Source organism: Dyadobacter sp., from assembly GCF_039919315.1.
Lineage (GTDB): Bacteria > Bacteroidota > Bacteroidia > Cytophagales > Spirosomataceae > Dyadobacter.
The window spans coordinates 103107-118141 of the sequence record NZ_JBDSFX010000081.1 but is presented as its reverse complement, the minus strand read 5'-3'; the positions used below and the strand labels follow the sequence as shown (position 1 = coordinate 118141).

The window sequence follows — 15035 nt, the reverse complement described above, 5'->3', positions numbered from 1 at the left end:
GGTATCCATATCAATAAATCGTTATAACAATGATAGTCAAACAGGAGACCATTATTCCCACATTCGAATCGTTCATTTTCTAATTTTCAGTTTTAATACAATGAAAAAATACAGATTACCGCTGGCCATTTTGTTATTAGGCATAACGCTCTGCCAGGCTAATGCGCAGAAAACAAAAGACGGCTGGCAGGACCTATTCAACGGAAAAGATCTCACCGGTTGGAAACAACTGAACGGAAAAGCAACTTACGAAGTGAAAGACGGTGCTATAGTTGGAACATCGGTGATGGGAACTCCCAATTCATTTCTGACAACTGAAAAGGATTATGGCGACTTTATTTTTGAATGTGATGTAAAAGTCGATAATAAGCTCAATTCCGGCATTCAGATCAGAAGTCTTTCCAAGCCAGACTATCAGAATGGTCGTGTGCATGGTTATCAGGTAGAAATTGATCCGAGTGACCGTGCCTATTCCGCGGGTATTTATGACGAAGCACGTAGAGGATGGTTATACCCGCTGGACCTGAACCCGGAAGGTAAAAAAGCATTTAAAAAAGATCAATGGAACAAATACCGCATTGAAGCCATCGGAAGTTCAATCCGTACTTTCCTGAATGGCGTGCCGGTAGCACATGTGATCGATGATATGACGCTGAGCGGATTCATTTGTTTGCAGGTGCATGCGATTGGCAACAAAGACCTGGAAGGAACGCAGGTAAGCTGGAAAAATGTGCGCATTAAAACAACTAATCTTAAACCAAGCCCGGCCGCCAATATCCGTATCGTGAACCTGATCCCGAATTCGATTACAACTGCTGAAAAATCGCAAGGCTGGTCGCTTTTATATGATGGTAAATCAGCAGATCAGTGGCGCTCTTACGGCGGTACTGATTTTCCGTCGAAACGCTGGAATTATAATGATGGTACCATTACTATTTCCAAATCAGACGGTTCGGAAACTGGGAATGACATCGTTACCCGCAAGCTTTACGGTCCTGCATTTGAATTCGAATTTGATTTCAAACTTACTGAAGGCGCTAACAGCGGTGTTAAGTATTTTGTAGATCAGAAGTTCGCTTCCGGCGGAAAGTCAGGAATCGGCTGCGAGTATCAGGTGTTGGATGATGAAAAGCACCCTGACGCGAAATTGGGTAAGAATGGTAACCGTACCATTGCTTCCTTTTATGACGTCATCCCCGCAGACCGCCCGAAAAATGCTGTTAAGAAAATCGGTGAATGGAACCAGGGCAGGATCGTTGTACAAAAAGATGGAACGGTACAGCATTTCCTGAATGGTTATAAAGTGGTGGAATATGTGCGTGGCTCACCCGAATTCAAAGAACTGGTAGCGGGATCTAAATTTCAAAAATTTGAAGGTTTTGGTCTTTCGAAACAAGGAAATCTGCTTTTGCAGGATCATGGCGACAATGTCTCTTTCAGAAGTTTGAAGGTGAAGGAGATTAGGTAAACATAAGGCCGAAAAAAGGTCTTTTTTTACAGTAGATCGATGCGCATTGGTTATTTACAACTGATTGCCCGCCATAACCGGGTATTGAAATTCAAAAAATTAACTTTTATACTAATTATATCATGACCAGTAGGAGGGATTTTTTAAAAAATACGGCCTTGGCTTCTGCCGGGATAGCCGTTGGTTCCAATGCTTTCTCAGCTGCAAGTTACCGTCGTATCCTGGGCGCGAATGACCGTGTACGGGTAGGTATCATCGGTTTTTCCGACCGTTTCCGCAGTTCATTGGCTCCCAGTTTTTCTGAGCATGCCAAGGAGATGAATTTTGAATTTATGGGCGTATCCGATATCTGGAACCGTCGTCGCGATGAAGCAGAGGCATTCATGAAAGGGAAACCTTATGCTTCGGGCGAATTTATAAAAGCAAGAAATAATGAAGAGCTGCTGGCCCGCAAAGATGTAGATGCGGTAATCATCAGTACAGCCGATTTTCAGCATGCATTACATTGTGCAGAAGCTGTGAAGTCTGGTCGTGATGTATATGTGGAAAAGCCATTTGCAGAAACAATAGAAGACGCAAAAATAGCTTTGAAAGCCGTTGAGAGCTCTAAACAAATTGTTCAAGTAGGCTCGCAGCGCCGTAGCGCACCTAATTATCATGCTGCTTATGAATATATTAAGTCTGGTAAATTCGGCGACATTACTACCGTTGAAATGACGTGGAATGTAAACCAGCCCGGACGGTGGAGACGTAAAGAACTCGTGTCGCAGATCAGAAAAGAAGATACTGACTGGGACCGCTTCCTGATGAACCGTCCGAAAGTAGCCTGGAACCCACGTTTCTACCTCGAATTCCGTCTGTTCTATCCATACTCATCGGGTATACCGGGACAATGGATGGCTCACCAGATCGACACAGTTCACTGGTTCTCAGGCCTGGATGCACCGCGTAATGTGGTTGCCAATGGGGGGATCTATACCTGGAAAGACGGTCGAACCAATGTAGATACTTTCAGCGCGGCTTTTGAATATGGTCCTGTGGATGATAAGAGCAAAGGCTTTCAGGTGATTTATTCTTCCCGTTTCAATAATGAAGCAGGTGGTGTGAAAGAGTACTACTATTCCAATGGTGGTATGATCAACCTGGATACCAACAAGATCACTTCGGAAGGCGGTTTGCAGGCAAAAGATGCGAAATCAATGGGTCTGCAGGCTAATCTGCTTCCTGAAATGTCATTGAAAGCAGGTGACAAAATCGCAACGGATGCTAATACAGGATCCGATCCGATGACTTCCCTGCACATGCGCAACTGGATGGATTGTATCCGTAGCCGTAAGGAATCCAATGCACCTGCGAGAGTTGGGTTTAACCACTCCGTGGCTAACATTATGGCGACTCAGGCTCTGCATACTGGTAAAAGAGTAAACTGGGATCCTAAGAAAAAGGAAATCGTTTTGAGCTGACGAAGATGCAGGCCTCTGGCCTGCAATCTCAATTAAAAAACATTAAACCATTAGATCACAGTGAATTTTAAAAATACCGGCATAGCGCTCGCTACTTTTTCGCTGGCAGCCTTGACAAGCCTGGTCAATGCGCAGAAAGTTGATTTGGTCAATAATGAAAAAGAGAAAAAGGTAGAAGTTAAGATCGACGGAAAACCTTTTACATCTTATTTTTACCCGGGAGAAAAAACACTTAAAAAGGCAGTTTTATACCCCGTACAGACGGCCAGAGGCACAGTTATCACGCGTGGCTGGCCTTTGGATCCTCGTCCGGGCGAGCGTGTGGACCACCCGCACCACGTGGGTATCTGGCTGAATTATGAAGATGTGAACGGTAATGACTACTGGAACAATTCAGATGCAGTGGATCATGCCAAGCGTGCCTATGGAACGATCATTCATACCGGCATTACCTCTGCCAAAGGTGGCAAAGACAAAGGCGAACTCAAAGTAACAGCTGACTGGGTGGACAAGGACGGCAAGCTGACTTTGAAGGAAACCACTACTTACGTTTTCAGTGGAAAAGGCGATACCCGCATCATTGACCGCTCCACGACTTTGACCGCTGTGATGGACGAAGTGGCAATGCCTGATGTAAAGGACGGAATGTTTGCGATCCGCGTGGCGAGGGAATTGGAATTACCATCCAACAAGCCTGAGATTTTCACTGATGCTGCTGGTATTGCGACCAAGGTTCCTGCATTGAACAATGAAGGAATTACCGGAAACTACCGTAATAGCAATGGTGTAGAAGGTGAAGCTGTGTGGGGTAAGCGCGCTATCTGGTGTAATCTTACCGGAAAGATCAAAGATGAAAACATCAGCGTGGCGATGATTGACCACCCTAAAAATGTTGGTTACCCAGCCTACTGGCATGCAAGAGGTTATGGTCTGTTTGCAGTGAATCCGCTGGGAATGAAAGCGCTGAGCGATGGAAAAGAGACGCTTAATTTCAAACTGAAAAAAGGGGAATCAACCACTTTCCGTTACCGATTAGTAATCGCTTCGGAACATTTAAAAGACGCAGCATTGAATGATCTGGCAGCATCCTACGGCAAGACTACCTATTGAAAAGTAGCAGAAGCCATTTGATCAATAGCCTCGGAATCTCCGGGGCTATTTTTTTATATTGGGGGAATTCTCACACACGTTGATTTGAATGAATATAGAAAAGTATGAAGTTAAGAGATTGGATGCCGTGAGCTACCAATTTTTCAGTGAGGGCCCGCGCGGAAAAATCGTGCTTAGAATCATTTTTACGTTCGATAAAAATCAATTTTGCAATCTTTGCTTTGGAGTTTGGAACCAGGAACTCGGAGAGATCGATGACCTTGTGGAAATTCGAAATGGAGATATGGATCGACTTTTAACAACAGTAGGTCAGCTGACAATAGACTTTCTTATGAGTAATCCAAGGTTATATGTCTTTGCCACCGGAAGTTCAGCAGCCAGAACACGTAAGTATCAAATGGGTATAAACCAGAATTTGGAATACATTAGAGAGCGGCACCAGGTGTTGGGTTTCGTTGCAAATAAGGTGATTCGGACAGGTGACGATGTCGAAACGACTGGAAGTGAAGGGGAATGGTATGTTTTCCAAAAAGGGATTAACTACGACGGATTTTTGATTTATCTCAAATGATTACTAACTTCGAATATATTCAAAACTGTAATGTTATGTCAACTTCAACAATTGAAATTAAACACAAAAAAGCAGCTACGACCGAAACCGGGTCTAACAGCCGTATTTCTTTTCAGGAGCAAAAGTTGAACAAGATGAGATCCATTTTAAAGGCAAGTCCTGTTCCCGTTGAGTTGCTAAGGAAAGACACGCAAGAGTAATCGCCTATCATTTCATCGTCCCAGGTGAATGCCAGCTGAATACGTGATAAGTCGTCGGCGTTGTTCCTACATTGCGGATCGAATGCATTTGATTGGATGCCTGAAATATAACTGAACCAGGCCCCACGCGTTTCATTTGACCATTCACCAAAGCCTCCACAGTTCCTTCTTTGATAACCAGTATTTCTTCCTCAGGATGTTTGTGAGGAGGATGCGAAGTCTCCCCCGGATTTAATGTCGTTACGTGACATTCCAGTTCATCCAATGTTGCTGTTTTTGACCTGAAAAATGTCCTCACAGAGCCTGTTTTTGTATTTTTGACAGTCACATCATTCCAGTCGAAAATGGAAGAGTCGAGGACGTCCGTCTTGGAATTGGCAAAAATACAGGTTAACGTAAAACAAGCCGTCATACCTGCCACGATAAGATCTCTTTTGGTGATCATAAGGATTGTGAATGAGTTATTTACAATAAAGACGGCATTGCTATCGGTTTACCTTTACAACCAACACCAGTACCGAATACTTATTCACAACATTGAAATAGAATGAAAAAGAAAACGTACATCGCCATGTTGCGTGGAATCAATGTCAGCGCCAGTAACATGATCAAAATGCCGGTTTTACAGAAAATATTCGAAACCGCGGGCTATGAAAATGTCAGAACATATATCCAGAGTGGAAATGTGCTTTTTAATCACAAAGAGTCAGGTAGGGAAGAGCTTGCCCAACATATCCGGGAAGAAGTCAAAAAGAGTACTGGCTCGGATGTGCCGGTGATCGTGCTGGAATTGGAGGATCTGAGGAAAGTCCAGCAAAGCAATCCTTTCCTGAAAAGCCGCCAGGAGGACGTTACCAAACTGCATGTAACATTCCTCGCGCAAAAGCCTGACAAAGAGAAGCTTGGAAGAATAGAAACGGATAAATACCTGCCGGATGAATTTATTCCGGATGAAAAATCACTTTATCTATTTTGCCCGAATGGCTACGGCAAAACGAAACTGAACAACAATTTTTTCGAAAGCAAGCTTAAACTTGACGCAACTACCAGAAACTGGAAGACAGTTAACGAGCTGGTAAGACTGGGGGAAGAGCTGGCAGGAATGATATGACGCTTTGAAAATGAACAAAGAAATTGTATTCTTGGCGGCAATGCTTTTAATCTGCGGGTTTTAAGCCATCAATAATTGTATTCGCCTGATCGTATGGAAGATAAATCAAGACGCAAATTTCTGCAAAACACCGGGCTGGCGGCTATTGCCTCCACCGTAGTTTCCCCCCTCTCAGCCGAACCGGAAAGAGTAAAGGAGCTTTTTATTCACCATGTCTATTTTTACCTGAAAGAGCCCAATAATGCCCAGCATGAAGCTAAGTTGCTGGAAGGCCTCCATAAGCTCGCTAAGGTTCCCTCAATCCAGTATGTGCATATCGGCAGGCCTGCTGAAACCAGCAGACCAGTGATCGTAAGAGATTATACATTTTCATGGATGTGCTTTTTCGCAAACATCATTGAAGAGGAAATCTACCAGACACATCCAATCCACCTGGATTTTATTAAAGAATATTCAAGTCTTTGGGAGAAAGTGGTTGTTTACGACTCCGTCGGACCCAAAAAAGTAAGCTAGTCACCAAACACCCAAATTCGAAGTAGCTAGCCACCTCAGCTAGTTATTTCTCGCAAGTTACCGGCGTTACTTAGGTGATGGCGCCCCACCTACATGTAATGAGTTTACGGTTTGCTATGGAAGTATTTAAATGCCTATCTTTCAGTATTTTGAATTAGTAGCATGCTGCTATTTCGGGCCAGTTCCCGATCCGTACCTTTTGTTAATCTTTACATACCATTCCCTCACTTTTCGAGAAACGTAAAGGGTATAGCTCTAATTTAGATGCCCTGAAAAGGACATCTGACATGTTATCATCTTTGAATCTCTATGAAGTATCAGGTAAATAAGGCCTTGGGCTTTGATCGTGTAAAGTTAATTCGTAGTGGTTGGGCAAGCTCAGCCCGCGGTATCGAAACCATTTCACCTAATGTACAGCGTCATGCATAAATTCGCTTTTTTAGTGCATTTACGCGACTACCGTGCCGATTTGGGTGTTATGGCAAAACCATTGGGCTGGCTCCCGGAAACATTTTACAGGTTTATTTTAAATAGACGCCCTCTTCCTCCGATCATTTGGAGTGCGGTAACCCTGACGCCCGGTGCTACTGAACCTGAGGGTTTCATCATCATGCTGCCGTATTCGGGCAGGCAGGTTATTGAGCAGCCTAAACAAATGAATGTCATGATCAAAAAAGCTGCGAAGCTGGCCGCTGACAAAGGTGCCAGGATCATGGGGCTGGGCGCACTCACTTCCACTATTACGCTGGGAGGAAAGCTGGTTTCAGGGAACCCGCATATCGCTATTACCAACGGCAATGCTTACACTGCCGTGATACTCCATGCAAAAATCGTACAGCTGATCCAGCGTTTTCCCTCGTGCAGGCCTGTGATCGCAGTGGTGGGCGCTACCGGAAGCGTGGGATCGCTGGTGTGCAAGATGCTGGCGAAGTACAACCCAACCGCACAGTATCTGCTGATAGCACGCAATGACCGGCGCATGAACAAACTGGCCGACGACATGGCCCTCGAAAGCAAAAATGTAGTGGTTGTGGTATCGACCGATTTGGAAGATGTAGCGCAGGCAGACATCGTGGTGCTGGTAACAAGTTCACCTGATAGCGTCATCCAAGCCTGTCATTTGAAACCCAACGCCATTATTCTCGATGCAACCCAGCCACGTAATACTGGCGCAGCATTACGCGAAGAGCGACCCGATGTGACGATCATCGATGGAGGCCTGACTGCGATCACACATCTGAAAACCAACACGATCGGACGTTTTGGTTTACCGGAAGGTATTTCTTTCGCCTGCCTCGCCGAGACTTTGCTGTTGGCTCTGGACGATTATCCGACCGATTTCTCGATTGGAAACCCATCCATGCGGCAAGCAGAGGAGATCTGCAAACTAGCCCACAAGTATGCGCACCTCGGTTTTGGGCTGGCTCCCGATCATAGTTTTGGAAAGCCACTCCTTCGCAGTACCGACAGCAAACACCATACGTCCGATACATTCTTATAATTGAACCTACTCCATGTAACCCCACTCCCTGCATGAACGATATTCTATTTGAACCTTTGCAGTTTCGGAATTTGACGGTTAAGAACAGGTTATTCCGTTCCAGTATTTCGGGAAGGATCGATCATTATGATGGATCGGGTACGCAGGCGAGGATCAATTGGGAAAAGAAGTTCGCCAGGGGCGGGGTAGGAGCTATCATCAGCTCACACATTCCGGTGGATCCTGCCCAACGCATACTGCCCAATTACGCGATGATAGACCGCGACGACCTCATTCCGTTTTGGAAGGAAGTTGTGAAAGGTGTTCACGAGTACGATTGCAAATTTATTGGTCAGTTGTCAATGTCGGGGCATCAACAGGATATTAAGGGCGTTGAAAACAGGTACCGGCTGCCATTGAGCTCGGTGGATGGTTCGGAACATTTTCATGGCATCACGGGCAAGGCGATGTCAAAAAAACAGATCTCGGAAGCCGTTCGCAAGTTTGCCGAAGCTGCTGGCCGCGCGCGGGAGGCAGGAATGGATGGCATTGAATTGCATGCTTCTAATGGTTATTTGTTTACCCAATTTCTGAGTTCAGCCATTAACAACAGAAAAGATGAATACGGCGGGTCGCTGGAAAACAGGGCCAGGTTTTTAATGGAGGTGGTGGAAGCCGTTCGTTCACAGACAGGCCACGATTACCATTTTCAGGTCAAGCTGAATGCGGCAGATCATCACGATGATTATTTCCTGAATTTTGGAAAAGGAAATACATTGGATGAGGGCGTTACTGTATCACGTTGGTTGGAAAAAGCAGGTGTTGATGCATTGCATGTGTCTGTGGGTAGCCAGTTCCCTCATCCCCGTAACCCGATAGGCCCGCTACCCGTTGAAAGTGCGGCGATTACTTATCCTGCAATGATTCCCAGTGGCCATTTGTCGTTCTGGAATTACCTCACATTCAGGTACAAAATATTCTGGCCGCTGATTCAATGGTTATGGCGAAGAAAGCAGCCGGAAATTATGGAAGGTATTAATCTGGCTGAATGCAAGGCTATTAAGGATGCGGTATCTATTCCTGTATTGTGTACCGGCGGTTTTCAGACTGCTTCGCTGATCGGGAATGCGCTGGAAAATAATTTTTGTGACGGCGTGACCATTGCTCGTCCATTGATGGCTAATCCGTCGTTGCCCCTGATGTTTGCCGCCGGACTTAATGAGGCGGCGAAGCCTTGCAGCTATTGTAATAAATGTCTCGCTCATGTGTTGGTGGATCCGCTGGGATGCTACGATGAAAGCCGGTACGATAGCTACGACGAGATGATGGAAGAGGTGATGAGTATTTTCAAAAACGAGTATTTTTAATCCCAACCCTATTTTAGACTTTATAAACATCATTGTACAATCGGTCTGTTCATGAATATAAAGTCATTTACCAAATTCTACCATACATTTTTGCTTGTCGCAGGGGTCATTTACGCCACAGATTCGCAGGCTCAAGTTTCTGGCGATATCCGGTTGAACCAGGTTGGTTTTTATCCAAAAGGGCAAAAGTTGGCGGTGGTAGTAGGAGAGAAAAACCAATTGTTCGAAATTAAAGAAGTATCCAGTGGGAAAACGGTTTTGAAGGGCAAGCTAAGCGAACCCCGATCTAACCAACATTCCGGCAAGATCAGTCGTTTTGCGGATTTTACAGTCATTCAGAAACGTGGTAAATACATTGTTGAAATCCCTGGACTGGGAAAATCGGCATCATTTGAAATAAAAGAAAAGGTACATCGGGATGTAGCAGAAGCCGCATTGAAAGGTTTTTACTATCAGCGCGCCTCGATAGACCTACCCGAAAAATTTGCCGGCAAATGGGCTCGTCCGGCGGGGCATCCCGACAATAAAGTGCTGATCCACGCTTCCGCAGTTTCGGAAGGTCGGCCCGAAAATACATCCATCAGCTCGGCAAAAGGGTGGTATGATGCCGGTGATTATAATAAATATGTGGTCAATTCGGGGATAACCATGGGGACCCTATTGTCACTATATGAAGATTTTCCTTCCTATTTCGAAAATTTCAATGTCAACATTCCTGAAAGTAACAACTCGGTTCCTGACTTGCTGGATGAAGTGATATGGAACCTGCGCTGGATGCTGACCATGCAAGACCCGGCTGACGGTGGGGTTTATCACAAGCTCACCAATCCCCGGTTCGACGGTATGATTTTGCCCGGCGCTGCTAAAAATCCCAGATATATAGTTCAGAAAAATACGGTTGCAACATTGGATTTTGTAGCGGTCATGGCTCAGTCTTCCCGTATTTTTCGAGGTTTTGAAAATAAATTTCCGGGACTGGCCGACTCCTGTATGACGGCTTCGGTGAAAGCGTGGGAATGGGCAAAAAAGAACCCTGCTATCCTGTATAACCAGGATGAACTGAACAAAAAATTTGATCCGGACATTGTCACGGGTGCCTATGGCGACAGGGATGCGAGCGACGAATGGGTATGGGCGTCTGCGGAGTTGTACGCCTCGACGGGTAAAGCTGAGTATATGAAAGACATTCCGTTCAAAATTATCGAACCAATGGCTTTGCCGACATGGAGCCAGGTGAGAACGGTAGGTTACTATACATTGATCAGGTTTTCGGAAGCATTGAAACTGGAAGCACCATTTTCCAAACAGCTGAAAACCAATGTTGTCAGTTACGCGGACGAGCTGTTAAAAGATTTGGAACAACAGCCTTATCACACGGTAATGGGCAAAAATGCGAAGGATTATTCGTGGGGGAGCAGCTCAGTTGCGGCGAATCAGGGTATCGCCCTGCTATATGCTTATAAAATCACTGCTGATCAGAAATACGTCCAGGCAGCATTAGGTAACCTGGATTACATTCTGGGCCGTAATGCTACCGGATTTTGTTTGCTGACTGGTTTTGGTTCAAAAAGGGTTATGCACCCGCACCATCGGCCATCCATTGCCGACGGAATTGTTGACCCGGTTCCCGGGCTTTTGTCTGGCGGGCCGAATCCTGGTCAGCAGGATAAATGCACGACTTACACCAGCAAATTCGCCGATGAGTCATTTACAGACGACGACTGTTCTTACGCGTCTAACGAAATAGCGATCAACTGGAATGCGCCTTTGGTGTACCTGGCCACCGCATTGGAAGCGATTATGGAAAAAAAGCAATAGATTTTCAGACCGCTATGGTCTGAAAATCTATTGCTTAGTCGACTTGACAGGCACTGTCTGCGGCGTTTCGTTATAACCTTTATTGCCGGTCATGTTCGTTTTTTCCGACTTCGCGACAGATTCCTTATCCAGCGTTTTCGACGATTTCAGACTATCGTCTTTTTGTTTTGTTTCGCCTTTCGGACCGCCATGCGTAGGCGTACCGCCTTCCTCATGTTTTGCTTTTGATTGTGTTTTCATCATCATAATAAGTTGTCTGATGATGCACTGCAATTTCCGTTCCCGAATGACGGTTGGGGTGACTACAAGGTGCCGGCTTTAATTTTAGTAAGTGTATTTTCAAAAGAAGCATACGCATTTCCAGTTGTCTTTTGAGCTTCCACTGCCCTGGTTTGCCATTCGACGGCTTCTTCTTTTCTGCCCATTTTATATAAAATATGAGCGTAAGTATCGAGGTAACTAGGGTTGCCCAATGTCATACTGCTATTCTTTCCCTTGTTCAGCTCATCAAATACCTCTATCGACCTTTTGGACCATGCGAGAGCAGATTCAAGGTCTTCTTTTTTGGTTGCCATTTCATAAAAATGCCACGCATGTTCATTGATTTCAATGTGAATAAATTGGGATGGCGGCGTGATTTTTATCGCCATTGACTGGTTTTTCGGACCTTTTAGAGCCTGATCCTGCATTCTTTTAAATGCTTCTGCATCCATCTTTTTGAGTGAATCGGTGGAGACCATCAAATGGTTACGTTCCAGCATTCTTCTCGCTTGTCCCAGGTAATTGGCAGTGTCCTTGATTGCAAAATAATACCGGGTCAATGTGCTCTGATAAGCCAAAATTCCCCGGGCCCGGTCATTGCTGTATGTACCCTGTGAAAAGAATGCAACCTGATGTGCGAGCGCGTCGCTTCGGTCGCGAACCGCATTTCTAAACGAATTACCAATAATACTATTATTGATAGCTATCGCATCATCTAATGGAATTGATCGGTATATGCTATCAATCAGTCGCCTGGGTGTAACTGCTTGTACGCGGCGATTGGTTTTGCCATTCAATGCAGGCCCTTGCTTGTAAATAAATTTTATGGTTTCAAAGTTTAGTAACGAGTCGGCAGGCAAGTTACCGACATACTCGTCGAGCAGATCGTCCACCGGCATCGTGGACTCCCTTCTCGCGAGTATGTAAGATCGCATAAAGACGGGAGATCTTTCTCCCGCTTGATATTCCCGAATGTATTCGCTCAACTGTTTTTTGCCCTTGCGGCTAAGAGCCAGGTCAGCCTGTTCGGCATACACCATTCCTGAACTCGTGGAGCCGTTATGTTTTTGTAAAATATTGCCGGAAGTATCAACGAAAACGGAAAGCAACTCTCCCTTTATATCAAGCCTTTCTAAGAGTTTATGACCATTTTGTGAAGCCACATTCACTCGTATCGAAACGAAATTCTGAGCAAACTTCTCTTTCAGGATCGTGCTTTTAAATCCATCCGACGCCACTTCATTACATTGCTCACACTTACTGTTTTCGAAATGAATGAAAATCAGTTTCTTTTCCTTCACCGCTTTTTTAGAAAGCTGTTCCCAGGTTACACTGCTATCGACAAAAACTATTTGCCCAAATGATGCGAAGGCCACAAAAAAGAGTAAAAGTGTAATCGTCAGTTTCATGAATACCAGGTTGATGATAGATATCCAAATGTATATTATTTTTTGTAACCGTATGTTTAACTTTTGTTAAATAATGATGTGTGATAGTGTTTATTATCAAAGAAGCATTCTCTGAATTTTCAAACTAAACCTTTCAAAAACGTGATGCTTGGGGCAAAGAAATATTCACCGCCCTTCATGGTTACGAATTGTTCAAAATCCGCAGTAATGGCCGGTAATGCGCTGCCATATACTTTCGGAAATGCGTAGATCCGATCCGAGGGATTGCCGGTAGCCGATTGACCAATGATGGGATCAATACCCGTGTCGGCAGTAGGAAAGTTGACACTATTGGCCCAAAACTGCTGGATAAATTCAAACTGATTTTGAATGCTGGCCTGATAGCTCATAAAAAGCAAACCAACCCCGCCCTCCGGCGTTTGCTGAGCGATGGGATCCAGCTCAGTATCAACATTACGATGACCAAACGGGATACCACGCCGGGCCATTCTCTTGGACTGGTCGAAGGCGCCTGTTCTCGGATTTGTTTTGCGAACGTGGGCGAAATGCGGGCATCTTCCGCCAGATGGGTCGTCGCTGTAATTGAAATTGTTAAACGTGTCACTATTGGGAACACCGTCTTCATCATCCATCACAACGGGACTACCATCTTCGAACCTACCCACTAGATACGCTCCGGCCAGCTCGCGTTTGGACTCCTCTCCCAAATTAGGAAACAATGTTTCGCCGACCTCTTCTTCCGCAAGCTTGAAAGCCCTCACATTCTGTTCCAGTTTTCGGAAAACGAAATAGCTGCCGAAAGCTGGTTTTTCAGGATTTACAGTCACATAAGGGTCGGGGATAAGTATCAGTTCCTTTTCGGCTGACGGGTCGAATTTTAGATTTGCAGAAGCCGGTGAAAACGTGACTTCATGATCTATCTGGTATTGATCGATCTCATCCTTCAAAAACAGCGGTTGGCTGGTTCCATCAACATATCCGAAATGCTCAATCCCGGCGCCGGCAGAATTACGAATCGCGTTACCGTATTCAACGACATTGATATGGCTGAATGCATCAAGGATATCCAGTAATCCTTTGGTAAACTCACCCATACGCCGAAGGTCATGGTCGCCTAGTAGTATCATTGCGTGAATCTCGTCGCGGAATCCTCCTTCCCAACGACTGGGGTCAGGATCATTCGTAATGTCAAGTCTGGCTTTCAGGCCATTTTTGAATGCGTCGTCGGCGAATTTGGTATCGACATCTGCGAACCCAAGCTTCTCATAACCTTTCGCGCTCAGGAAAAGAGCTGCAAACATTCCACCGGGAGTTTTGTCTTTTTTAAACTGTTCCCGTTCCTCCAACTGAGTTTTCGCGCTGGTGAGCGTATCCTCGGCAAAAGTGCGTATCCATGCTTTGGCAGCAGTGATTTTATTTGCGTCAAAATGGATAAATATATGCGTAGTATGTTCTCTTCCGTGCCCCTTGATCGTATTGCCCTGAAGGTTTTTCAGAAGACGGTCAGTCTTAAAATCGTGCGGATCAACACTTGCCATAATTTTTGATTTTGAATGTGAAATGATGTGAAATGCATTAGAACGAAAGTGTGTATACGTCAGTGTTAATCAGGCCAAAACCTGGCCTGGTAATTTCACTGCAATAAAATCAAGTGGGTTGTACCTTAGAAGGAAGGGGTTTCTATGATGGTGGGTTGGGTTAATGAAGTTATGTCTTTTATTTGGTTAATAGTTGGTTGATGAGTTTTTGTTATTAAGCGGTAATTTATTGGTTTTTAGGTTGTTGTGAGTTGTATTTGCTAGTTGCGTCGTTTCTATAACCTTTGAACGTTCCAACTTTCCTAAGGCCAGCGTGTCACTGATTTAAATCAACTTTCCTGAATTCCGGCCATGAAATCATCAATACTCATTTTGCTGTTGTTTTGTCTGCTGTGCTGTCAAGACAAAAATCCCGCTACCGAGCAAACCATCTGCGGCGTAAAAGATCCCGTACATAATCTTCCATGGTTGGGGGATTTGGTCGATGAATCCAAAAAGAACAAGAACGCGGAGCACCTGACTGTGGCTGCGGTCACGATAGGAGAGGAGACATTGATTAATTTCACATATATCTACATGTCGTGTATCGGGTGCGTGAGCTACCATTGCGATGGCTCGCGGATGGAATGGAGCAAATATACCCAGGAGCAACTGGAAAAATATCAGAACGATTTATTTAGAGAGGACGGGAAAAAAGTCATTCTTTGGCCGGAGAAATAATTATTT

15 protein-coding genes are annotated in these 15035 nt (G+C 44.9%); 11 read left to right on the top strand and 4 right to left on the bottom strand.

The features are described from left to right. Nucleotides 1-100 precede the first annotated feature (100 nt). The 5 genes from ABIO93_RS22320 (at nucleotide 101) to ABIO93_RS22300 (ending at nucleotide 4812) form a co-directional block, all read left to right on the top strand. The gene (locus tag ABIO93_RS22320) at nucleotides 101-1468 is read left to right on the top strand and encodes a DUF1080 domain-containing protein (protein WP_348071787.1); all 1368 of its coding nucleotides are present in this window, start codon (nucleotides 101-103) and stop codon (nucleotides 1466-1468) included. Nucleotides 1469-1590: 122 nt separating this feature from the next. Continuing rightward, nucleotides 1591-2931 carry a Gfo/Idh/MocA family oxidoreductase gene (locus ABIO93_RS22315; RefSeq protein ID WP_348071785.1) on the top strand — a complete coding sequence of 447 codons (1341 nt, stop codon included), beginning with the start codon at nucleotides 1591-1593 and terminating at the stop codon, nucleotides 2929-2931. An 81-nt stretch (nucleotides 2932-3012) separates the two neighbouring features. Continuing rightward, nucleotides 3013-4041 carry a PmoA family protein gene (locus ABIO93_RS22310; RefSeq protein ID WP_348071809.1) on the top strand — a complete coding sequence of 343 codons (1029 nt, stop codon included), beginning with the start codon at nucleotides 3013-3015 and terminating at the stop codon, nucleotides 4039-4041. 88 nt (nucleotides 4042-4129) lie between these two features. After that, complete coding sequence (locus tag ABIO93_RS22305; protein WP_348071783.1) at nucleotides 4130-4612, top strand: hypothetical protein; 483 nt, start codon at nucleotides 4130-4132, stop codon at nucleotides 4610-4612. Between the two features lie 35 nt (nucleotides 4613-4647). Beyond that, nucleotides 4648-4812 carry a hypothetical protein gene (locus tag ABIO93_RS22300; RefSeq protein WP_348071781.1) on the top strand — a complete coding sequence of 55 codons (165 nt, stop codon included), beginning with the start codon at nucleotides 4648-4650 and terminating at the stop codon, nucleotides 4810-4812. Nucleotides 4813-4819: 7 nt separating this feature from the next. Here ABIO93_RS22300 and ABIO93_RS22295 read toward each other — a convergent pair whose 3' ends face one another. Then, entirely contained in the window at nucleotides 4820-5257 is a 438-nt protein-coding gene (locus ABIO93_RS22295; protein ID WP_348071779.1) for a cupin domain-containing protein, read from the bottom strand. Between the two features lie 102 nt (nucleotides 5258-5359). Between ABIO93_RS22295 and ABIO93_RS22290 the strand changes: the two genes are divergently transcribed. The 5 genes from ABIO93_RS22290 (at nucleotide 5360) to ABIO93_RS22270 (ending at nucleotide 11101) form a co-directional block, all read left to right on the top strand. Further along, nucleotides 5360-5923, top strand: a complete 564-nt coding sequence (locus tag ABIO93_RS22290) for a DUF1697 domain-containing protein (RefSeq protein WP_348071777.1) — start codon at nucleotides 5360-5362, stop codon at nucleotides 5921-5923. Nucleotides 5924-6016: 93 nt separating this feature from the next. Next, nucleotides 6017-6436, top strand: coding sequence for a Dabb family protein (locus ABIO93_RS22285; RefSeq protein ID WP_348071775.1), 420 nt, complete (start codon nucleotides 6017-6019; stop codon nucleotides 6434-6436). A gap of 421 nt (nucleotides 6437-6857) precedes the next feature. Then, nucleotides 6858-7937 (top strand): polysaccharide biosynthesis protein, encoded by a 1080-nt coding sequence (locus ABIO93_RS22280; protein ID WP_348071773.1) that lies wholly within the window; start codon nucleotides 6858-6860, stop codon nucleotides 7935-7937. A 32-nt stretch (nucleotides 7938-7969) separates the two neighbouring features. Then, entirely contained in the window at nucleotides 7970-9283 is a 1314-nt protein-coding gene (locus ABIO93_RS22275; RefSeq protein WP_348071771.1) for an NADH:flavin oxidoreductase, read from the top strand. Between the two features lie 51 nt (nucleotides 9284-9334). Beyond that, entirely contained in the window at nucleotides 9335-11101 is a 1767-nt protein-coding gene (locus ABIO93_RS22270) for a glycoside hydrolase family 9 protein (RefSeq protein ID WP_348071769.1), read from the top strand. A gap of 27 nt (nucleotides 11102-11128) precedes the next feature. Here ABIO93_RS22270 and ABIO93_RS22265 read toward each other — a convergent pair whose 3' ends face one another. From ABIO93_RS22265 to ABIO93_RS22255, 3 genes are all read right to left on the bottom strand, one after another. Further along, a complete protein-coding gene (locus ABIO93_RS22265; RefSeq protein ID WP_348071767.1) occupies nucleotides 11129-11347 on the bottom strand; it encodes a hypothetical protein in 219 nt (72 codons plus the stop codon). A 56-nt stretch (nucleotides 11348-11403) separates the two neighbouring features. After that, the gene (locus ABIO93_RS22260; protein ID WP_348071765.1) at nucleotides 11404-12771 is read right to left on the bottom strand and encodes a hypothetical protein; all 1368 of its coding nucleotides are present in this window, start codon (nucleotides 12769-12771) and stop codon (nucleotides 11404-11406) included. Between the two features lie 119 nt (nucleotides 12772-12890). Continuing rightward, nucleotides 12891-14309, bottom strand: coding sequence for a Dyp-type peroxidase (locus ABIO93_RS22255; protein ID WP_348071763.1), 1419 nt, complete (start codon nucleotides 14307-14309; stop codon nucleotides 12891-12893). 351 nt (nucleotides 14310-14660) lie between these two features. Between ABIO93_RS22255 and ABIO93_RS22250 the strand changes: the two genes are divergently transcribed. Further along, complete coding sequence (locus ABIO93_RS22250) at nucleotides 14661-15029, top strand: hypothetical protein (RefSeq protein WP_348071761.1); 369 nt, start codon at nucleotides 14661-14663, stop codon at nucleotides 15027-15029. The last annotated feature ends 6 nt before the right edge of the window (nucleotides 15030-15035 follow it).